This is a genomic window from Acinetobacter pragensis, assembly GCF_001605895.1.
In the GTDB taxonomy this organism is placed as follows: Bacteria; Pseudomonadota; Gammaproteobacteria; order Pseudomonadales; family Moraxellaceae; genus Acinetobacter; species Acinetobacter pragensis.
The window spans coordinates 1-21893 of the sequence record NZ_LUAW01000033.1; the positions used below are offsets into that span (position 1 = coordinate 1).

17 protein-coding genes and 3 pseudogenes are annotated in these 21893 nt (G+C 44.2%); 10 read left to right on the plus strand and 10 right to left on the minus strand.

Going from position 1 to position 21893, the window contains the following annotated elements:
• The 3 genes and pseudogenes from AZH43_RS18465 to wecB all read left to right on the plus strand — a co-directional run.
• Positions 1 to 133, plus strand: a pseudogene (locus tag AZH43_RS18465) (Hsp70 family protein); the annotation flags it as partial.
• Between the two features lie 32 nt (positions 134 to 165).
• Positions 166 to 696 (plus strand): annotated as a pseudogene (locus AZH43_RS13560) (glycosyltransferase family 4 protein); the annotation flags it as partial.
• A 5-nt stretch (positions 697 to 701) separates the two neighbouring features.
• Entirely contained in the window at positions 702 to 1832 is a 1131-nt protein-coding gene (wecB, locus tag AZH43_RS13565) for a non-hydrolyzing UDP-N-acetylglucosamine 2-epimerase (protein WP_067670574.1), read from the plus strand.
• Positions 1833 to 2092: 260 nt separating this feature from the next.
• Here the strand turns inward: wecB and AZH43_RS19225 are convergent.
• Positions 2093 to 2363 (minus strand): annotated as a pseudogene (locus tag AZH43_RS19225) (IS3 family transposase); the annotation flags it as partial.
• Between the two features lie 32 nt (positions 2364 to 2395).
• On the opposite strand from AZH43_RS19225, the gene AZH43_RS13575 reads away from it, so the two are divergent.
• Positions 2396 to 3534 (plus strand): IS3 family transposase gene (locus AZH43_RS13575; protein WP_106386944.1). Its coding sequence is split into 2 segments (ribosomal slippage): positions 2396 to 2654 and positions 2654 to 3534, totalling 1140 coding nucleotides; the frame shifts between segments, so codons are not numbered across the junction.
• Between the two features lie 145 nt (positions 3535 to 3679).
• Here AZH43_RS13575 and AZH43_RS13580 read toward each other — a convergent pair.
• The 4 genes from AZH43_RS13580 to AZH43_RS13595 form a co-directional block, all read right to left on the minus strand.
• Positions 3680 to 3901, minus strand: a complete 222-nt coding sequence (locus tag AZH43_RS13580) for a hypothetical protein (protein WP_067670580.1) — start codon at positions 3899 to 3901, stop codon at positions 3680 to 3682.
• Between the two features lie 144 nt (positions 3902 to 4045).
• Positions 4046 to 4921, minus strand: a complete 876-nt coding sequence (locus AZH43_RS13585; RefSeq protein ID WP_171254473.1) for a lysophospholipid acyltransferase family protein — start codon at positions 4919 to 4921, stop codon at positions 4046 to 4048.
• A gap of 352 nt (positions 4922 to 5273) precedes the next feature.
• Positions 5274 to 7058, minus strand: coding sequence for an aspartate--tRNA ligase (gene aspS / locus AZH43_RS13590; RefSeq protein ID WP_067670584.1), 1785 nt, complete (start codon positions 7056 to 7058; stop codon positions 5274 to 5276).
• 142 nt (positions 7059 to 7200) lie between these two features.
• On the minus strand, positions 7201 to 7998 hold the full coding sequence (locus AZH43_RS13595; RefSeq protein WP_067670586.1) for a DUF4184 family protein: 798 nt from the start codon (positions 7996 to 7998) through the stop codon (positions 7201 to 7203).
• A gap of 148 nt (positions 7999 to 8146) precedes the next feature.
• On the opposite strand from AZH43_RS13595, the gene znuD reads away from it, so the two are divergent.
• Both znuD and AZH43_RS13605 read left to right on the plus strand, forming a co-directional pair.
• The gene (gene znuD / locus AZH43_RS13600) at positions 8147 to 10279 is read left to right on the plus strand and encodes a zinc piracy TonB-dependent receptor ZnuD (RefSeq protein WP_067670588.1); all 2133 of its coding nucleotides are present in this window, start codon (positions 8147 to 8149) and stop codon (positions 10277 to 10279) included.
• A gap of 104 nt (positions 10280 to 10383) precedes the next feature.
• Positions 10384 to 11847, plus strand: coding sequence for a phospholipase D family protein (locus AZH43_RS13605; RefSeq protein ID WP_067670590.1), 1464 nt, complete (start codon positions 10384 to 10386; stop codon positions 11845 to 11847).
• A 189-nt stretch (positions 11848 to 12036) separates the two neighbouring features.
• On the opposite strand, the gene AZH43_RS13610 is transcribed toward AZH43_RS13605, so the two are convergent.
• Positions 12037 to 12510: a hypothetical protein gene (locus AZH43_RS13610; protein WP_067670592.1), complete on the minus strand. Its 474-nt coding sequence runs from the start codon at positions 12508 to 12510 to the stop codon at positions 12037 to 12039.
• A gap of 366 nt (positions 12511 to 12876) precedes the next feature.
• On the opposite strand from AZH43_RS13610, the gene AZH43_RS13615 reads away from it, so the two are divergent.
• On the plus strand, positions 12877 to 13323 hold the full coding sequence (locus tag AZH43_RS13615; protein ID WP_161485915.1) for an RcnB family protein: 447 nt from the start codon (positions 12877 to 12879) through the stop codon (positions 13321 to 13323).
• A gap of 188 nt (positions 13324 to 13511) precedes the next feature.
• Positions 13512 to 13952, plus strand: a complete 441-nt coding sequence (locus AZH43_RS13620; RefSeq protein WP_067670594.1) for an RcnB family protein — start codon at positions 13512 to 13514, stop codon at positions 13950 to 13952.
• Positions 13953 to 14038: 86 nt separating this feature from the next.
• Here AZH43_RS13620 and AZH43_RS13625 read toward each other — a convergent pair whose 3' ends face one another.
• Positions 14039 to 14536, minus strand: coding sequence for a phosphate-starvation-inducible protein PsiE (locus AZH43_RS13625; protein WP_067670596.1), 498 nt, complete (start codon positions 14534 to 14536; stop codon positions 14039 to 14041).
• Between the two features lie 159 nt (positions 14537 to 14695).
• On the opposite strand from AZH43_RS13625, the gene AZH43_RS13630 reads away from it, so the two are divergent.
• On the plus strand, positions 14696 to 15355 hold the full coding sequence (locus AZH43_RS13630) for an FMN-binding negative transcriptional regulator (protein ID WP_067670620.1): 660 nt from the start codon (positions 14696 to 14698) through the stop codon (positions 15353 to 15355).
• A gap of 33 nt (positions 15356 to 15388) precedes the next feature.
• Here AZH43_RS13630 and AZH43_RS13635 read toward each other — a convergent pair whose 3' ends face one another.
• The 3 genes from AZH43_RS13635 to AZH43_RS13645 form a co-directional block, all read right to left on the minus strand.
• Complete coding sequence (locus tag AZH43_RS13635; protein ID WP_067670598.1) at positions 15389 to 17170, minus strand: acyl-CoA dehydrogenase C-terminal domain-containing protein; 1782 nt, start codon at positions 17168 to 17170, stop codon at positions 15389 to 15391.
• A 183-nt stretch (positions 17171 to 17353) separates the two neighbouring features.
• On the minus strand, positions 17354 to 19156 hold the full coding sequence (locus tag AZH43_RS13640) for an acyl-CoA dehydrogenase C-terminal domain-containing protein (RefSeq protein ID WP_067670600.1): 1803 nt from the start codon (positions 19154 to 19156) through the stop codon (positions 17354 to 17356).
• Between the two features lie 298 nt (positions 19157 to 19454).
• Positions 19455 to 20081, minus strand: a complete 627-nt coding sequence (locus AZH43_RS13645; protein WP_067670601.1) for a hypothetical protein — start codon at positions 20079 to 20081, stop codon at positions 19455 to 19457.
• Positions 20082 to 20215: 134 nt separating this feature from the next.
• Here AZH43_RS13645 and baeS point away from each other — a divergent pair, with 134 nt between their 5' ends.
• Positions 20216 to 21880, plus strand: coding sequence for a sensor histidine kinase efflux regulator BaeS (gene baeS / locus AZH43_RS13650; RefSeq protein WP_067670603.1), 1665 nt, complete (start codon positions 20216 to 20218; stop codon positions 21878 to 21880).
• The last annotated feature ends 13 nt before the right edge of the window (positions 21881 to 21893 follow it).

Below are 21893 nucleotides of genomic sequence, written 5' to 3' on the forward strand. Positions count from 1 at the left end.
GTTCGGTATGGACAAAAAAGAAGGCGACCGTAAAATCGCGGTTTACGACTTGGGCGGCGGTACTTTTGACGTTTCAATCATTGAAATTGCTGACCTTGATGGCGACCAGCAAATCGAAGTATTGTCGACTAACGAAAAGTAAATGATAACTTAAATGCAGAAAAAACTTTAATTTTAGCGAGAAGATTGGTTGAAAAAAATGGTGTTGTTGTTTTTGCAAAAGCATTAACTTTAGCTAAAAATAAAAAGTTTAAGGTTTTAATTGCTGGTGTTGGGCCAGAACAGGCAATAATGGAAAGCATATTTAAGAAAGCGGATATAGTTGACCGAGTTACATTCCTTGGTGCAATTAAAAACTCAGATATGCCAGCATTATATAAAAAAGCTGATTTTTCAGTTCTGCCTTCTTTTTACGAGGCGACAAGCATTACTGGGCTTGAGTCAATGGCTTCCGGATTGCCTTTGATAGGGACTAGTGTTGGTGGAATACCTTATCTAATAGAAGAAGGTATAACTGGTTTTCTTATTCCTCCGCATGATGCAGAATCAATGTCAAGAAAAATAGATGAGGTATTGGCTTTTAGCGATGAAAAATATATTCAATTAAGTCAAGCAAGTGTAATGCGGGCAAAATTATACTTTGATTGGATAGTCATTGCTAAAAAAACTGAAAAGTTATACTTGCAGGTGTTGTAATAAATATGAAAAAAATAAATGTGTTAGTTGCTTTTGGAACTCGCCCAGAAGCAATTAAGATGGCACCTATAGTAAAAGCTTTAAAGGCTGATGAAAAGATTAATATAAAGGTCCTTGTCACAGCGCAACATAGGGAAATGCTGGATCAGGTATTAAATACATTTGAGATCACGCCTGATTTTGATTTAAATGTTATGTCCCCTAATCAAACATTAAGTCAAATATCTGCACGAATTTTGAGTCAAATGGATGAAGTATTTAGTCAATTTAGGCCTGAGATAGTATTGGTTCATGGTGATACTTTGACAGCCTTTGTTGTTGCTCAATCTGCTTTTTATAATCAAATTGACATTGGTCATGTTGAAGCTGGGTTGAGGACAAATAATTTAAAGTCACCATGGCCAGAAGAAGGAAATAGACAGCTTATTTCTAGATTAGCAAGTCTACATTTTTCACCTACTAAAGTTGCTAAAGAAAATCTTATCACTGAGGGTATAAAATTAGAGAAAATATTTATAACAGGGAACACTGTTGTTGATGCATTGCTGAGTGTTGCTAACAAAGATAATTTACCTTCACCCAAACTTTCTGAAGAATTATTTTTAGACTTAAAACTGTTAAAGAGAATGGTATTGATTACGGGACATAGAAGAGAAAATTTTGGTATTGGGTTTAAAAATATTTGCTTGGCATTACAGAAATTGGCTGAACTTAATCCTGCTGTTCAATTCATTTATCCCGTGCATTTAAATCCAAATGTAAAAAATGTAGTGAATGGCTATTTATCCGATATTCAAAATATACTTTTAATTCCGCCCCAATCTTATTTGGAATTTGTAAATTTAATGAAGCATAGTTATCTTATTTTAACTGATTCTGGAGGTATACAAGAGGAAGCTCCAAGCTTGGGCATTCCTGTTTTAGTGATGAGGGATACAACGGAAAGGCCTGAGGCTGTTGAAGCTGAAACTGTCAAGTTGGTTGGAACAAGTCAGAATGGAATAATCTCAAATGTACAAGCTTTATTAGATGATAAAAATCTTTATAATTCAATGTCTGAAGCAAGCAATCCATATGGAGATGGAAAATCTTCAGGAAAAATTGTTGAAATTATTAAAAAAACATATTTGTCATAGGTTTAATAATGTTTAGTGCATATACTGTCACAATAAAGGATAAAAGTTGTAAAAGGTTGAGAATTGTCTTGGATTGTTTCCAGTATCTTAGATAGATACAAGACAGCCCATTTGATGCTACCTTAAAGGCTTCTGGGCTCATCGCATCTAATACTAAAGATCCTATCCGATTGTAAAACTCTTGATGTAATTAAACGCATCTGCACACGACATTTCACATGCTTCATAGATCCTCTTTTTTAATTCGTTTCTTCTTTTATCAAATATAACCAGTCTAGCCATGTGCGAATGTAGATTATATCCGTCACCTGATAAACATTGTTTCGGAACGTATCAGGTGTGTTTACAATAAACTCTCGATTTAAGTGATTTGGTGGCACAATATGAGGACGACCGCGCCTATAGCCTTTATGTTTTTTATATCCTTAAATAGATGATATGCCATTGTTTTTTTATTGTCTTTAGCACGTAATTTTGTCCATAGCTTTCACTCAATCCTTTCTGGACTGCCACCACTCTCCTAGACAAATATGGTCTATTCTTTTTGCATAGGAGAACACATTATGAGTGGACAACGTTATACCCCAGAATTTAAAGATGAAGCTGTAAAATTGATTACTGAACGAGGATATTCTGTCACTGATGTTGCAGAGCGTTTAGGTGTATCCCAGCACAGTATTTATAAATGGCTAAAGGCGGTACAGCCTTTAGGCAACAATTCTGATGAACATGAACTGCTCGAAGCAAAGAAAGAAATCCTTCGCCTTAAAAGTCAGCTTAAACAGACAGAAGAGGAACGGGACATCTTAAAAAAGGCCGCAAGGTACTTTGCAAGCCTGCCCGAGTAAAGTATCAGTTTATTCTTGAGTACAGTCATCAATTTAAGATTAAAACGATGTGTCGGGTCCTTAAGATTGCTCGTGCTGGCTATTACGCCTGGTTGCATGAACCTGAATCAGATAGGACTATTGAAGATAAGCGGATATTACAGCTCATTCGTTCTTCTTATGATGCTAGTTATGGCATTTATGGTTATCGTCGCATCACGCTGGATCTTAAAGAGTTAGGAGAAAGCTGTGGACCTAATCGTGTGCTGAAAATCATGAAGAACAATGGCATTGCCGCTGTTCGAGGATATAAGAAGCATAAAAGTTATGGTCGTGGTCGTCCTCAGATTGTGCTACCTAACCATTTAAATCGAGAATTTGTTGTAAACACACCTAATACCTCGTGGGTGACTGATATTACCTACATCCGCACTTGGCAAGGCTGGTTATATCTGGCTGTGGTTCTCGATTTATATTCAAGGAAAGTCATCGGTTGGTCAATGAAACCTACGCTTGCCAAGGATATCGTTTTGGATGCACTTTTAATGGCGGTATGGCGACGCAGACCCAATGAACCTGTAATCATACACTCAGACCAAGGTTCACAATACAGCAGCGGAGACTGGCAGAAATTCTGTCAGAAGCATAACTTGATTCCCAGCATGAGCCGCAGGGGGAACTGTTGGGACAATGCTGTTGCTGAATCCTTTTTTAGTAGTTTGAAGAAGGAAAGAATTAAAAAGAGAATCTATAAAACACGCGAAATGGCGCGTGCGGATGTGTTTGATTACATCGAGATGTTTTACAATCGAATCAGGCGCCATTCGCATCTTGATGGAATGAGCCCAGAAGCCTTTGAAGCAGCTTCAAAATGAGGCTACTTCAATGTCTAGGATACTGGGAGCAGTCCAAATTGAGAATTTCCATAATGTAGAATAGCGTATCAATGACCTTAGAGAGGTTGTTATTTATATTACTGTTTTATTTTTTCATAATTATATTGTGTTTGAAGGCTATATTTTAATTTTGATTATCCGTATTGCCTTTCAGCACCATATAAATCAAGCCGACGAAAATCAGTAATGCACCGCCAAGACTGCTGACACAGAAAACCAAAATGCGGTTATAGGTGGTTAAATTGAATAGCTGATTGTCCACGATGTAGCGCATAAAAACCCATTGCACGACAGCAAATATAATTAAAACAATTGCACGACGACGAACTTCAGGACGCATAGCCATGAGCGAATTCACTGTATAAAAGAACGGGAGGATTATGCCATTTTTGATGATTTATCACAATTGAATAAAAATATTCTGCTGAAATGAAAGGTAAATTAGTCCTATTTCATAACTTTTATTTCAGTACATAAATACTTGCGGGAATCAGTTGGCTTGAGGATGGTAAACATTAATATTTCCAGCGCAATTTCTAAAACGCTTATAAGACCAAATATACTGTTCAGGGGCATTGTTGATCATTTCTTGCATTGCCCGATTCAGGGTATCGACAGACTGCTGCAGATCTTTAGATAAAATATCATCGGAGAGCTGTGTGCAATGTACATCAAAGCTGGATAACTCTGCATTGCGGATACAGCTTAAGCCAATGACATTGCATTGAGTTTTGCTGGCAAGCTTTGAAACCAATGTGGCTGATAAGGTATTTTGACCGAAAAATTCAGAATAAATGCCGCCGGAAGCTTTAGGTAAATGATCGGGTAAAATGACAGTTAAACCGCCTAGTTTCAGGTGCTTGAAAATTGCGCGGATACCCGTTTCATCGGCTGTCACCAAGGTGGCATTAAACTTTTGGCGCGCTTCCAGCACATAGCGGTTGATGCCTATGTTTTTGTTGGGCTTATACATAATCATTGGCTGTGTATACACATTCAGCCATGCATTGAGCAGTTCCCAGCATCCAAAGTGCGGTACAACCACAATGATGCCTTTTTTATTATCTAAGACCTCTTTTAAAATAGATTCACCGTAAATATTGTTTAATAAACTGAGACTGTACGCAGGCGGCATTCCCCAGCATTTGATAAATTCAAGATAGGTTAAGCATTGGCTCTGAATGCTTTTTTTAATTAATTTTCGCTGTGTTTCTTGGTTTAAGTGTGGATATGCCAGCTGAATATTGGTTGCAGTAATACGCTTAATTGATGAATTTAAGCAGTACAGAGCAAAGGCGGCAGCAATGGCAATGTGCTGTAAAAGCCATAAAGGCAAGAGGGCTGTCATTTTTAAAATGAGATACATTGTAATTTTTTTAGCTCAGAAATCTTAAAAGTGTCAAAATCTTGAAAGATAGGATTGAAGAAAGATTTGCCACAAGACCGTACTATGTCAAATAGACTGGATAGAATTGTTGAGCATCTAAAGAACAAAATTATATAATAAACAAATGAGTACAGCAGATTTCTATGCTGATTGAGTATTTATGAACACATCATAGCGCAGTTTGCATTTTACAGCTTAGCAAAATGATTCAAAATAGGTTTTCCGTGTTGTATTTGCGTGCAGTAAAGGTCATTTAAGACCTTTGAAAAATAAAAACCCTGCATCGAGCAGGGTTTTTATCACTTTAAAATCTAAATGATTAAATTAAAGATTATTTAGCTTCTTCAGCTTTCGGTTTTTCACGAAGGCGGATGCCAAGGTCACGCAATTGATTCGGTTCAACTGGCGCAGGCGCTTGAGTCAACGGACATTCAGCAGTTTTGGTTTTCGGGAATGCAATCACGTCACGGATAGAAGATGCACCTGTCATCAACATAACAAGACGGTCAAGACCGAACGCCAAACCGCCATGCGGAGGCGCGCCAAATTTTAAAGCATTCAATAAGAAGCTGAATTTTTCTTCGGCTTCTTCTTCATCAATGCCAAGCGCTTCAAAGATCGCTTTTTGCATTTCTAGGTTGAAGATACGCAGTGAACCGCCGCCGACTTCAGTGCCGTTCAGTACCATGTCATAAGCAACAGACAATGCTGCGCCTGGGTTGTTCTTCACTTCTTCAACGCTTGATTTAGGCAGCGTGAATGGGTGGTGAACAGAGGTCCATTTGCCGTCATCAGTTTCTTCGAACATTGGGAAGTCAACCACCCAAAGCGGCGCCCACTCGCAAGTCGCAAGTTTCATGTCGTGGCCGACTTTAATACGTAAAGCGCCCATTGCATCATTGACAACTTTTGCTTTGTCCGCACCAAAGAATACGATGTCGCCATTTTCAGCGCCAACACGTTTCAATAGATCAAGTACGATTGGCTCGATGAATTTAACGATTGGAGACTGAAGACCTTCGATACCTTTTTCAAGTTCGTTGACTTTGATGTAAGCCAAACCTTTCGCGCCGTAGATGCCTACGAATTTCGTGTATTCATCAATTTGGCTGCGTGGTAAAGCGCCAGCACCCGGTACGCGAAGCGCAACAATACGGCCTTTAGGATCTTTAGCAGGACCTGCGAATACTTTGAACTCAACGTCTTGCATCATGTCTGCAACGTCAACCAGTTTCAAAGGAATACGCATATCAGGCTTGTCAGATGCATAGTCGCGCATTGCGTCTGCATAAGTCATGCGAGGGAATTTGTCGAATTCAACATTAAGAAGTTCTTTGAACATCTTAACGGTTAAAGTTTCCATTAAATCCATGATGTCATCGTCACTCATGAACGATGTTTCAACGTCGATTTGTGTGAATTCAGGCTGACGGTCAGCACGTAAGTCTTCATCACGGAAACATTTTGCAATTTGGTAATAACGGTCAATACCGCCAACCATCAACAATTGTTTGAACAACTGTGGAGATTGTGGAAGCGCGTAGAAGCTGCCGTTAGAAACACGGCTTGGCACTAAATAGTCACGTGCGCCTTCAGGTGTAGCACGGGTCAAGATCGGTGTTTCAACGTCTAAGAAACCATTGTCTTCGAAATAGTTACGAATTAGGTTGGTCAATTTTGAACGGAAACGAAGGCGATCTAGCATTTCTGGACGACGGATGTCCAAGAAACGATATTTCAAACGCACTTCTTCAGAAATATTGGTGTTTTCGTCATTCAATGGGAATGGAGGAGTCTCAGAAGCAGCAAGAACTTCGATTTCTTTACCCAGAACTTCAATTTGACCACTCACGATATTCGCGTTTTCAGTGCCTTCGTAACGGCGGCGTACGCGGCCTGTAATTTTTAATACGAATTCTGAGCGTGATTTGTCCGCAGTTGCAAATGCTTCTGGGGTATCAGGATCAATCACCACTTGTACAAGGCCGTCGCGGTCACGCATGTCAAGGAAGATTACACCACCGTGGTCACGGCGACGGTGAACCCAACCGCATAATGTTACGGTTTGGTCAATTTGAGCTTCGGTTAAAGAACCGCAGTAATGAGTTCGCATCATAGCGTTAGAAATCCAACTATATGGGTTAAGGTCAGCGTATACGTAAACAGCGTACCGCTTTTATACAAAGGGGAAGATTATGCCTCTTTTTGGGCATTTTGTCACAAGGACTTCAGTTTAAAACACTAAAAATTGCCCGCATCTACCTATTTGCATGCAAGTTATCTGGATGGTTTTGAAAAATATTTGTCATGGATTTTAGAATGGCGAAAATCATGCTGCCTGCTGTAAACATACCCAAAAATGCACGGAAAAAATAATTAATCGATTTGCCGACATAGGCATATAAATCATGCGCGAAGGCCTCTGAATACAGGCTTTCAGCAAAATAGAAATAACTGAGGATACCTGCCAGCAATGATGCTATAGATAAACTATAGACATAAATTTTAACATTGCGGTGAATCGTCATTTTACTGCGGTAATGCAAGTGATGACGGTAGATCATCCATGCTAAAACGGGCAGCGCCAAGGCCGATAGTCCAATCTGCAAAACGCGATGCAGAGGATAACTGTTGCCAAACAGCTGAATCGGCAGGCTTAAAACCTCTTTAAATGCAAAGGTGCGAAAGTCGACATGCGTCAATCCATCCCAAATCAGGTGTGTGGATGTTCCCGCAAGCAGCGCCAAAATAAGGCTGATGATGAAACCGCAAAACTGATTCAAGCCGGCAATGTTCAGCGGTTTGTTGAGGCCAAAAAAAGCGAACAGCATTGGGCGGTACAGCATATACCAGAGCACGCATAAAATCAGTCCAAGCATGAGGTTTGGAAAGATTAAACCTGACCATTGATGTGAGCCGTCATAATCAGCATTGGTAAATAAGCGAAACAAATCCGGCGCCATCGTACCAATCGCTAAGGCGGAGATCGGTAAGCGGTTGCCTGTCAGCTTGGACAGCGGCGGCGCAAGAACAGCATGAGAGATGGTAAATGGCATTGATTTAAAAAAGAATCCTGAGAATCGAAGCGAGCGGACAGTTCAGCAGTGTAATCGATGCAGGCGCAGGGGAATGTTTTTTATTGCAAAATTAATGAAATGTTATATTATAACATTAATTAAAAAGCAGCCCGCCTGAGCTATATCCATGTCCTTTGAAAATATCTTTAAAAAGAATTTAATCACTGTCTCATTTTTTGCCACAGTCTCGCCGTTTGCATTTGCAGATGGCCCGGCTATTCAAAAAACCTCTGCTGTGCCGCAGCCCAAGGCGCAGCAGCTGGAAACCATTCATGTGCAAGCGCATCCATTAGAGCAGACCGCAGCGGATTTTGCAGTTGCAGACAGTATTGTCAGTCAAAAAAAACTGGCTGAACGGCCGGCAACCATTGGCTATGCCTTGGCGGATGAGCTGGGCGTCTATTCCAACCAATACGGTTCAGGCTCAAGCCGCCCTGTGATTCGCGGTCAGGATGGCCCGCGTGTCAAAGTGCTGCAGCATGCGTCGGAAACGGCAGATGTTTCTGCACTGTCGCCAGACCATGCAGTGACGGTCGATCCGATTTTAGCGAAGCAGGTGGAAATTATCCGCGGGCCATCTACCTTGCTGTACGGGGCAGGCGCTGTGGGCGGCTTGGTCAATGTCACGGATCAGAAAATTCCAACCCAAATGCCGGAAAAAGGCTATGAAGGGCAAGCTGGGCTGCGCTACAACTCGGGCAGTGATGAAAAGCTGGCAAGCGCCGGTGTGACGGCTGCGCTGGGCGATCAGTTTGCTATCGGCGTAGAAGGCTCAAAGCGTAAAGCCAATAACTATATTGCGCCGGATTATGTGCACACTCATTCGCATGAACATGATTTGGGCAATGGTGCTGTAGAAGAACATGTTGAGCATGTATCAGAACGCCGGGTAGACAATACTTTTGCAGAAGGTCAAACCGTGAATATCGGCGGTTCTTGGATTCATGAACGTGGCTTTTTCGGGGTATCTTATAGTAACCGCCAAGATCAATACGGTTTGCCGGGGCATAGCCATGAATATGAAAATTGTCATCCGCATGGAAATACCTTGGATTGCCATGCGCACGGTGCTGGCGATGCCCATGACCATGACGAAGAAGAGCATGGCGGGCCATGGGTCGATTTAAAATCTGAACGCTATGACTTGCGTACTGAGCTGGCAGAGCCATTTGCAGGTTTCCAAAAATTACGCGCGCATGCCAGCTACACCGACTATAAGCATGATGAAATTGAAGAAAGCGAAGTGATGACCACGTTTAAAAGCCAAGGCTATGATGCGCGCTTAGAGCTGGTGCACAATCCTATTGCAGATTGGGAAGGGGTGATTGGCGCACAATATAACCGTCAGAAACTGAACATCAGCGGTGAAGAATCGTTGATGAATCCGAATACGACTGAAAAATGGAGCTTGTTCGGTTTAGAGCACAAACAGTTGGGGGATTTCCATGTCGAACTGGGTGCAAGGATGGATCAGCAGACGATTGATATTGATTCAGCACAAAAGAATTTTGATGACCATGCCATTTCTTATTCGGGCGCTGTCAATTGGGCGTTCGCACCAGACTATAAATTATCATTTGTAGCCTCGCATCAAGAGCGTTTGCCTTTAGCGCAAGAGCTGTATGCCAACGGCAAGCATTTTGCCACCAATACTTATGAGCGCGGCAATGAAAATCTGGGGGCGGAAAAATCCAATAATGTGGAGTTAGGCCTGCATTATGAAGCCGATCAACTGGATTACCATGTGCATGTTTATCACAATTGGTACGACAGCTATATTTATGCAGCGACCACCGCCCATGAGGATAATTTCCGCCTCGTCGACTACACGCAGGATAAAGCCAAATTTTATGGGGTAGAAGCGGAAACCGGCTATCAAGTGAATGAGATGTATAAAGTCGGCTTATTCGGTGATTATGTGCGCGGTAAAATTGATGGCGTGAATGCGCCGCGCGTGCCTGCAGGCCGTTTAGGCACAAAGGTCAATGCTGATTTTGCTGACGGCTGGTCGGGTCTGGCGGAATACTATCATGTGTTTAAACAGGATAAATTCGCTGACTATGAGCAGGAAACCCAAGGCTACAACATGGTGAATGTGGGCTTGTCCTACGCAGGGCAATATGCGAAGGGCAATGATTACCGTATTTATGTCAACGCCAACAACTTGCTGGATGACCAAGTCTATTCACATGCTTCTTTCTTGTCGAATATTCCTCAAGTGGGCCGGAACTTTACAGTCGGGGTTGAATTTGGGTTTTAAATGTCTTGCCGGCTCGCCTGCTGAAGCAGCCTGAATCACAGAAATCCTCTTGAAAAATCGGATGATAAAACCTAGTCTGAACGTATTGGACTAGGTTTTTTATTATGCGTATTATTGAGCGAATTCACAGCAAGCTAAATTGGTCTCGCCGCCAATATTTCGGTGTTGTGATTGGTTTATTGGCCTTTGGCTATCTCTCCTCTGCAATTTATCAGGTCTATAAGCCTTTGCCGGAAGGCCTGAATTACACTGGCAAATTACGGCATGCAAAAGTGCAGTTCCTTGCGGATCAAAGCTATTTGGATGCAGAGGGCAAGCAGCAGCTGGATCAGCGGATCTTTAAGCAAATGCTGAGTCTGATAGAGCAGGCGCAGACCACTATTGTGCTGGATATGTTTCTATTCAATCAGGAAATTGGCGCTTCGCAAATACAGCATCAGGCGCTGATGCAGCAATTGACGGATGCGCTGATTCAAAAACGGAAATATACTCCCAATCTTGAAGTTAAATTCATTACCGATCCGATTAACTCGGTTTATGGCGGGGTCTACGCAGAACAATATCATCAGCTGCGTCAAGCCGGCATTGATGTCATAGAAACAGATTTAACGCCGCTGCGCGCATCCAATCCGGCGTGGTCAGGCTTTTGGTATTTATGCTGTCAGGGCATTGGCAACAATGCTGAGCAAGGCTGGCTGCCGAACCCATTTGGCAAAGAAAAAATTACCGTGCGAAGCTATTTGAATTTATTTAATTTTAAAGCTAATCACCGTAAAACCATTGCGGTTGATACTGCAGAAGGCTGGAAAACCTTAGTTACGTCGATGAATCCGCATGACGGCAGTTCACGCCATTCGAATGTGGCGCTGGTGGTCAGCGGAAATACCGCTTTGGATGTGCTGAAAACAGAGCAATCTGTCGGCATTATGTCCAAGGCCAATATGCCGGCAGTCATTGTGGGTGAATTTGAAGATGCAAAAAATCTGCCGCAAGTGCAGGTGCTGACTGAAAAAGCCATTTATGATGCGGTCTTGAAATTGATTGATTCAGCCCAGCCCAAAGAGCAGATTGATTTGGCGATGTTCTATCTTTCGGAGCGCAAGATTATCAACGGCCTGAAAGCTGCGCGTGAGCGCGGGGTCAATGTCCGCGTGCTGCTGGATCCGAATAAGGACGCTTTTGGCCGGCAGAAAAACGGCATTCCGAACCGTCAGGTGGCATCAGAGCTGAATGATGCCGGTGTCTCTGTGCGCTGGTGCAATACACAGGGAGAGCAGTGCCACAGCAAGATGATTTTGAAAACAGGCGCACAGCAAGCTGAGCTGATCTTAGGCTCTGCCAATTTCACTGCCCGCAATTTGAAAAACTATAATCTGGAGACTGATTTCCGCGTGCTCGGCAAGCCTCAAGATAAGGTCTTTAGCGATGCTCAGCAGTATTTCAGCAGCTCGTGGAGCAATTTGAATGGCCGTCAAATCAGTTTGCCATACAGCAAATATGCTGATGAATCCAAGCTGAAATATGCGCTGTACCGCTTTATGGAGTGGAGCGGGCTGTCGACGTTTTAAAGCTGTTCGTTAATTTCCCTGCATCCCTCTTTAATAAAGAGGGACTTTCCTTCCATTCTTGCATTTCAGTTTAAAAGCAGTGCTTTAAAATTTGTTCAGAAGAGGGAACTCTTTATATCTCATCAAAAAGGCTGAGATAATGGACGTTCCTCCCTTATTAAAGGGAGGGTAGGAGGGATTCAGTGCTTCTTAATTCTTCGGCTCAGGATTGGGCGGCACCATCTGATCCAAATCTTTATCTGAAATTTTATCCAGTTCATGCAAATCGGTTTTGATTTTCCATTTGCTTTCATCTTCTACAGGATTCGGCAGGCGCGCTTCTAGCCAGTCACACACCACATCCGGCGGGAAATCTGCGTGATTGCATTGAATGACCCAAGCCAGAAAATCCTTGGCTTCACCGTTCATATACGGCGGCGGTGAAACGGGCAAAAACTGCGTCGGCAGGCGTTCATTCTTTGAAATGTAATTCAGCACATGCCCCAGTTCCTGCACGGTTTGCCATGCCAGCGGGTGTTCAATATTAATTTGAAATTTGAACCACCAAGCTTGCTTGCCGTCTGAACCATAGCTGTCAATAAATGCTTTTTGCACACTTGGCACTTTACAAAAAAACTGATGAAGCCGATCAAAACTTATTTCGACTTTATCTAGTTCAGTCATGTTATTCACCGATGTATTTCTAACTTGACGCAAAATATAACAGATTCGATGGGTTTACAGAAATCTAGAGAGCGTCCGCTTCAGGCACGGATTTAAAGCTGATTTTTAAACATAAATAAATTAAAAATTACTTGATTTTACATTTCACGGAAAGCAATAAAAATCGTCATTAATTAGCTAAAAATATTAAAAACAGTATTTTATAGGTCTGTCTTAGAGCTTTATCTTCATAATTAATCTGGGATTATTGCAAAAGTTAACAATACCGGTGTGTTGCTCCATTATTTCTGCCGCTTCGAGGATTAATCTGAATCTATAACAAGTTAGGACAGAAAAGATGAAAAAAAAACAGTAATGGTAAGTGTATTGAGCCTCGCATTGATTGGTTCTTCAATGTCGGCAATGGCGGATGACCGCGGCTTTGGCGGCAATCGGGGCGGGAATGACCATACGCAGCCGCAGCAAATGCATCAGCAGCAAAACAATGCTCCGCATTCAAATGCAGATCGAGATATGCGTAATGGCCCCATGAATGATGGTTCTAGAGGTTATGAATCGCGGGACAATGGTCCGCGTGGCGATCAATCGCGCAATGGCGGTGAATATTCTCGCAACTCCCATAACGATGAGTGGCAGCGCGGTGGAAAAGTGCCGAATAATTATTTCCATGAAACGTATTACGTTGACAATTGGCATAACCGCGCAGGTTTATATGAACCGCCTCGCGGCTATCGCTGGTTAGATATTGATGGCAACTATGTACTTGCTGCCGTCGCTACAGGCATTATTTCTGCAATTTTATGGGGCCGTTAACCGCTTATTGCTAATCCATCTGGCTGTGCATGAAGAGATGATTGTTCGTAATCATCTCTTTTTTGTCTGTACAGGCGAACAGTGCATTTCGGGACTTTACAAAACTTTGCATTCGCTGGATTTTTATCCATTTTTTATCTTAAACTGAGGGATAAAATAGACTATAAATATTGTGTTTGGAGTTCTGCATGAAAACAGTCATTGCATATGCTGCTGGTTGCTTAGTTCTCTTAGGCGCGTCCGTTTCAGCATTCGCGGAAAATCAATGGGGCAATTACCGCGGCGTGGATACATCAAAACAGCACCGCCCGCCATCTGGGCAAAATGGCTATCCGAATTACCGCCCTAATTATCCAAACCGCCCGTATCCAAGCAGGCCGCCTTATCCAAACAGGCCATATCCGCCGCATATCAATAGCGGCGTGAGCATTACCTATCAGGCGCCGACGACTATTATTCAGAACTCGCAGAGCTACAGCTGGGTGAATGGAGATCCGAATGTAGCGCATATTGAGAGTTCGACGCAGTCTGTGATAACGGATTGGCGCCGTGTCGGGTTGCCTGCACCGCCTACCGGCATGTACTGGATTTTCGAAAATGGGCGCTATGTTTTAGTGCCGAACCGTTAGGTTACAGTTTCTGTCCTCTCCCTGCCCCTCACTTTAAAAGCAGTGCTTTAAAGTTTGCTCAGGAGTGGGGGGAGATTGCTGTGTATTTAAGCCAGCTCATCATCCTGAGGACGCGGAGTCTTGCCTTCAGGCAGCGGTTTTTCTGAATGCTTGTCACGGATGACGGATGGAAACGTCCATGACGCGTAGCGCACCACTAAAATGGCGAAGCCTAAAATAAGAATAGAGCCTGTAATAATCACAAGGTCCATATCGGCTTGATGATCGTGCTGAATGTCTGAAATCAGCAGGCGGGTCAGGGCAGTAATGGCAATATAAATCAGGAACCGCACTGGCATATGGTTGGTTTTAAAATAAATGCCCACCATCGCGCCGAGCTCTAAATAAATAAACAGCAGTAAGATATCGTCAATGGTCGCGAACTGCTTGACCGTTAAAATTTCAAAAACAGTATGTCCTGCAGACCAAATGACCATACAGCCGATAATAAACAGCGCAATATAGTGAAAACTTTCTACGGCTAAATTGCCAAAACGGTCGAGGAGGGTTTCAATTTTTTCAATTTTCGGGTCGCGGTTGGTCATAGCATCCTCCTATTCATATTGATCTTTTCTTTAGTCATTAAATACTAAGCAAATTTCATGCACATGAAGGCTGGATGACAATTCATGTCGGGTATAAAAACCTCATAAAATAATGTTAAGTTGTTTTTGATCAATTTTATTAACAGCGGCGGTTTTCTCATGTATTTACCTGAACACTTCAAACCGGAAGAAACCGCTGACCTGACAGCGCTGATCGAGCAGTATCCTTTGGCTATGCTGATTGTCACGGGCAATGACGGTGAGCTGGAGGTGAACCATATCCCTCTGGAGTATGAGCAGGAAGACACCTCGTATGGCTTGCTCAAAGGTCATATTGCTCAAGCGAATCCTTTGGCTGGGCTGCTGTCGGAAGCGCGCAGCGTATATGCAGTTTTTCAGGCAGATCAAGCCTACATTTCTCCAAACTGGTATGAAGGCAAACAGCTGCATCACCGCGTTGTGCCGACGTGGAATTACCGTGTGGTGCATGTCAAAGGCAAGATCCGTAAAGTCGATGATGAAAAATATCTGCGCGGTATTCTGGCGCGGTTAACCCGAACTCATGAAGCCGCTCAGGTCGTGCCTTGGAAAATGGGCGATGCGCCGAATGATTTTATTGAAGCGCAATTAGGGAAAATAGCGGCGATTGAAATCGAGATTGAATCGATGATCGGCAAGTTTAAAGTCAGTCAAAACAGATCAGAGGCTGATGCGCAAAACATTGCACAGGGTTTGATTGACAGCTGCCCAGACATGGCTGCATCCGTCTTGAAATTTCAGCCTGCTAAAGATGAAGCGCATAAAAAAACGCCTGACTAGCAGGCGTTTTTATTCAGACTTAACTCATCGGGCTTAAGCCTGATTGGTGAAGTAATCTTCAGAGAAGTTCATGATCACTTCTGGGCCGGCTTTTACTTTGCTAATGCGCAGCGCCAGTTCTGGCAAAATGCGCTGAACGAAGTACAAGGCAAGTGAGAGTTTGTTTTGATAGAACTCGCCGTCTTTTGCTTTTGCTGCATTGGCAATGCGGGCAAACATATACGAGAAGCTCAGTAAGCCCACAGCATGCAGATAGTCTACCGCTGCAGAGTTAGAGAATTCTACGTTTTCACGCGCTGCTTCCAATACGTATTGAGTCACAGATTCAATTTCGGCTGCGGCATCTAAAGTCGCATCTTTAATGAAATTCAGGTCCGCATCTAAACCATTGGTGAAGTCGCGGATTTCCTGAATGTACTCGGCAATGAATTCACCATTGCATTTAATGGTCTTACGGCCAATTAAATCCTGTGACTGAACGCCGTTGGTGCCTTCGTAAATTTGCGCAATACGCAAGTCACGGACGCATTGCTCCATGCCCCATTCGCGGATAAAGCCGTGGCCGCCAAATACCATTTGCGCATCAATCACAGCATCAAAAGCGGTATCTGTTAAATAAGCTTTAGCAATCGGTGTTAACAGTGCCACACGGTTGTTGGCAGCTTTTACCGCTTCTGGGTCAGTCGAGAACTTGGTGATGTCCAGCTGTTGACCTACGTATACGGCAAATGCGCGGGATGCTTCATTGTTTGCACGGGCATTCAGCAGCATGCGGCGTACATCGCCGTGGGCTAGAATACTGTCAGCCGGTTTGCTTGGAGACTGCACGCCTGACGCGCTGCGGCCTTGCAGGCGGTCTGTCGCATATTGCGCTGCATTTTGATAAGCGAATTCAGAAGCGCCTAAACCTTGAATCCCCATAGATAGGCGTTCGTAGTTCATCATTACGAACATAGCGGCTAAGCCTTCATTTTCTTTGCCGACGAGGTAGCCTTTGGCACCGTCAAAGTTCATCACGCAAGTTGCGGATGCTTTGATGCCCATCTTATGTTCAATTGAACCCGGTCCTGCCGCGTTGCGTCCGCCCAAAGAGCCATCTTCATTCACTAGGAATTTAGGCACAATAAACAATGAAATGCCGCGTGAACCGGCAGGCGCATCCGGCGTTTTCGCTAAAACAAGGTGAATGATGTTTTCAGAAAGATCATGGTCGCCGCCAGTAATGAAGATTTTAGTGCCGGTAATGTTGTAGGTGCCGTCTTCATTGCGTTCTGCTTTGGTTTTGATGATGCCTAAGTCTGTGCCCGCATGCGGTTCAGTCAAGCACATGGTGCCTGACCATTCGCCTGTATACATTTTTGGCAGGTAAGTTTCTTTTTGCTCTTGTGATGCATAGCTGTTCAGCGCCATGCCGGCACCGACAGAAAGAAGCGGGTAGAGCATGAAGGATGGATTGGTTGCGAACAGCATTTCATCTGCAAGCACAGTCAGCATTTTCGGCATGCCTTGACCGCCCCATTCTTCATCTGCCGCTAAACCGATCCAGCCGCCTTCTGCATATTGCTTAAAAGCTTCTTTAAAGCCAGCAGGTGTGGTTACTTTGCCATTGCTGTATGTCGCGCCTTCTTCATCGCCGGTACGGTTTAAGGGATGCGTCACGTTTTGAGCGAACTTCGCCATTTCTTCCAGAATGGCTTCAGCCGTTGCTGCGTCTACATGCGCTAAGTTTTCATTGTCCTGCCAGAATTTTTCTGCATTAAAAACATCATTCAAGATGAATTTCATGTCTGCAAGAGGCGCGTTATAAATTGGCATAGTGTCACCTGTTTATTGTTTGGTTCAGTACCGTCTGATGCATGAAGGCTCATGCGGTAAGAGGGCGAAAGTTTAAATTTTGATATCTTTATAAAGAAAAAGGACTGCCAAAGCTATGACCGTCCTTTCTCTATTTCTGCACTCTTGAGTGCAGAATTTTGAATATCTTTTCAGATATTCGGATTAGAATGCGAAATGTTCAGCATCTAAAGCCATTAAAGGCTCTACACCGCCTGCAATCACGTCGACGTGTGAACGGACACGCGGTAAAATTTTCTTGAAGTAGAAACGGGCAGTGGTGATTTTTGCGTTGTAGAAATCAACGTCAGTTGTACCGGCAGCCAATGTTTCTTGTGCAACAAGCGCCATGCGCGCCCAAAGGTACGCAAGCGTTACATAGCCAGAGAAGTACAGGTAATCTACCGCAGCGGCGCCGACTTCTTCAGGGTTCTGCATGGCTTTCATGCCAATCTGCATGGTTAAGTCGCCCCATTCTTTGTTCAGCGCAGCCAAAGGTTCAACAAACTCTTTCATAGCCGCATTGTCTTTGTTGGCATCGCAAAGTTTGTGGATGATCTTGGTGAAATCTTTCAGCATTGCGCCTTGAGTACCCAGAACTTTACGGCCCAGCAAGTCAATGGCTTGAATTTCAGTAGTGCCTTCGTACAAGCATGAGATACGGGTATCACGGACAATTTGCTCCATGCCGTGCTCTGAAATGAAGCCGTGGCCGCCGAACACTTGAACGCCGTGTTTTGCAGACTCTGAACCGGTTTCAGTTAAGAATGCTTTTGCAATTGGTGTCAATAAAGACAAGATGTTGTCAGAGAACTTGCGCTCTTCTTCCGTTGCGCCTTGCTCAACCACGTCAGCATGCAAAGACAGCAAGTAAACTAGAGCACGGCCGCCTTCTGCATATGCTTTTTGCGTCAGCAGCATGTTGCGTACAGCTGGGTGCACGATGATCGGGTCAGCATCTTTTTCAGGCGCTTTCGGGCCAGAAAGGGAACGCATGGCCAAACGGTCTTTCGCATAAGCCAAAGCGCCTTGGAATGCGCCTTCAGAAGCTGAAAGGCCTTGAATTGCCGTACCGATACGCGCTGTGTTCATGAAGGTGAACATGCAGTTCAGGCCGCGGTTTTCAGGGCCGATCAAATAGCCTTTTGCATTGTCAAAGTTAATCACGCAAGTTGCGTTGCCGTGAATCCCCATTTTGTGTTCGATTGAACCGCAGCGAACCGCATTGCGCTCGCCAACAGAACCATCTGCATTCAAATTGAATTTAGGCACAATGAACAGTGAAATGCCTTTGGTGCCTTTTGGTGCACCTGGCAGGCGCGCTAGAACAATATGGATGATATTCTCAGCCATATCGTGCTCGCCAGCCGAAATAAAGATTTTCTCGCCTGAAATGGCATAGCTGCCGTCTGCTTGAGGTTCAGCTTTAGAGCGGATAATGCCTAGGTCAGAACCTGCGTGAGATTCTGTTAAGCACATGGTGCCGGTCCATTCGCCCGAAACCAGTTTCGGCAGGTAAGCATCTTTTTGCTCTTGAGAGCCATGATGCTCTAAAGTACGTACAGCGCCGTGCGACAGGCCAGGGTACATGCCCCATGCCCAGTTTGAAGTGCCGACCATTTCAGAGATAATGTTGCCTAGAGATACAGGCAAGCCTTGACCGCCGTACTGCTCTTCAGCAGAAAGAGACGGGAAGCCAAGTTCGATATATTTTTGATACGCTTCTTTAAAGCCCGTTGGTGTAGTCACAACGCCGTCATTCCAAGTACAGCCTTCGCGGTCGCCGACTTGGTTTAAAGGAGAAAGCTCATTTTCACAGAAATCTGCAGCAGCTTCTAAATATTGGTCAACCAATTCACGGCTTACGGTTTCTTGGAATGCAGGTAATTTTGCGTAGTGTTCTTCAACATTTAATAATTCATGCAAAACAAATTGCATATCACGTAAGGGCGCTTTGTATTGTGGCATATCGGTTTCCTCAATACTGGTTTAACCAGCTTATAATCCTAATAAACATTTGAACGTGTCTTGCAGGCACGTATATGAATGGTCTAATCGTGCAACATCTTCTAATAAGGTACAAGCTTTTCTAAGGGTTTTCTTAGTGACTGTAAAGTCAAAGAATTATAGCTTGAAAATGCTAAGTGCATTGAGTGTAAACGATTTTGTATGATTTTGAATGACACAAATAGTCAAAAACGTAAAAAGTTATATCCAGTAAAAAAGGCGCATGAAGCGCCTTTTGTCTGATCGTGAACTGTTGCGATTAAGCGGCTTTTACCGGCGCAGGAGCTGCGGGCTGTACAGGCATGTTCGGCTGGAAGCGGACTTCACATTTGCCATTGACAGTTTGCGCGCCGGCTTTAATTTGCACCGCTGCGCCATTGGCTTTGCCTTGGCAAGCTTTAGCAATGGCTTGCTGTTTCGCTTGGCGTTCTGCCAAATGCTGGTCAAATTGCTTAGTCAGTTCTGCACGCTTCGCATCGGTTAACGGCTCGCCGCGCTGCATGTGCATTGGGCCTTGCATGTCGCCGCGCATAGGGCGGTGTTCACCGCGCATTGGCTTATGTTCGCCGCGGGCTTGCTTATCTGCGCGGAATACCATGGTGCATGTGCCGTCAATTGTTTTGTCGCCGGCTTTGACCTGAACAGCTGCGCCTGCAGCTTTGCCATCACAGGCTTGCTGAATTTGCTTCATCACTTCCTGACGCTCAGCGCGCATTTGCTTCATTTCTTCACGCTGTTCAGGAGAGATGTTGCGGTCATGCTTTTGACCGTGCATTTTTTGCGGATGGTCGATATCTTTTGGTGTGTTTGCTGATTGACACGCGGTCAAGGCGCCCATAGATAAAACACCTGCAGCGGCTAAAGCAATTTTTGTCATGTTATTCATAATAATATCCGGCGGCTGATAAATTCTATTTGATACGGATAAGATTAAATAATAAAGATGAAGAAACAATGGAGAGTTTTTTGAGTCAGTGTTCGCTACAATAATGAATATAGAAGAAAAATAGAGTCCTGCTCTTGAAAATCCGCCGTATCCCGATCGCTTTGCGCTTATTCCTGACTGTATTGCTGACAACACTGGTCATCACCACGGTGAGCCTGGGTGTTTTGCATTGGAATATGCAGCGTAATTTTACCAGGTATGTTTCAGATGTTGAAATGCAGAAGCTGGATCATTTGATTGCCAACTTAGCAGAAGTGTATGAGGTCTATCACGACTGGGGCAATTCTATTCAGGCGCAGATTTTGCAGATTGAAGGCAAGGCGGGCCCTGATGATTATGACCGCCTGTCACGCTGGTGGCTGCGCCGTCAGTATGATATTGCCTTGCAGCAGCGCTATTTTCAGGAAAATACCAATCCCTTGCTGACTGTACGGAATATTGAGTCGCAAGGTGAAAAGCATGCTGTGGATCAGGACGAACTGAAACTTCTGGAACTGAATTTGCCTTCTCAATTCCAGCCTTTTGACGGCTTGAAATTTCCTTTAAGTGAAAATCAGAATGCCTTCCGCAGATCAAATGACAAAGATGCCAAAAAGGAACATGCGCCAGTCAATTCAGCGCAAAGCGGCAAAAAGCAGTTTATTCAAATGCCGGACCGTTTGGGCTTAAGTTCGCGGCTGTCGCTGTACGATGCAAAACACCATTTTGTGGTGGGTGAGCCCTCTGATGATCAGGTGTCCTACCGCGCGATTATGGTGAATAATCAAGTGGTCGGCTATTTGGGGCTTAAACCCGTGCTGGATCAGGATGATGCCTTGAGCATTAATTTTTTCAGCAATCAAAAGCGCTACTTGCTGCTGGTCTATGGTTTGACTTTTGCAGCCAGCTTGCTGGCCTCTTTGCTGCTGGCGACCTATTTTAAAAAGCCTATTCAGCGTTTGCTGAATGGCACGCGCGAGCTGACGAAAGGCAATTATCAGCATCAGGTTAAGGTCAACCGCAATGATGAATTGGGCGACTTGTCGAATGAGCTGAATCAGCTGGCGGTCATTCTGGATCAGCATGAAACCTCGCGCCGGCAATGGGTGGCGGACACATCGCATGAACTGAAAACACCGCTGGCGGTGCTGCAGGCGCAGATTGAAGCCATGCAGGACGGTATCAGAAAGCCGACCCCTGAACATTTTGCGTCGATGCTGGGGCAGGTGAACAGCTTGAAAAAACTCACCAAAGATTTGGCGGATTTGGCGCAGGCCGAAGCGCAGCAGCTGCAGTGCTACATGACTGAAATGAATCCTTGGGATGTGGTGCTGCAGGAAGTCGAAAACTTTAAGCCAAAATTTGATCAAGCGGGTTTAACGGTGAATGCTGAAGGCGAGGGCGCTGTATTACAATTGGATATAGACCGCTTTAAGCAAATTATGGTGAACTTGCTGGGCAACAGTATCCGTTATACTGAGACAGGCGGAAAAGTTCATCTGCATACCGTACAGGACGCTGCGCAATGGAGCGTTTATGTGGATGACAGCCCGCTGGGGCTGAGTGATGAACAGCTGGCGCGTTTAGGCGAACGCTTTTACCGCGCAGATGATTCACGGACCCGTGCGACAGGCGGTACAGGTTTAGGCTTGGCGCTGTCAGTCAAAATGGCTAAAGCCATGGGCGGTGAATTGAGTTTTGAGCATTCACCATTGGGCGGTTTGCGCTGCAAGCTGACTTTTCCAAAACAGATGAAATAATAAGGATATCTCC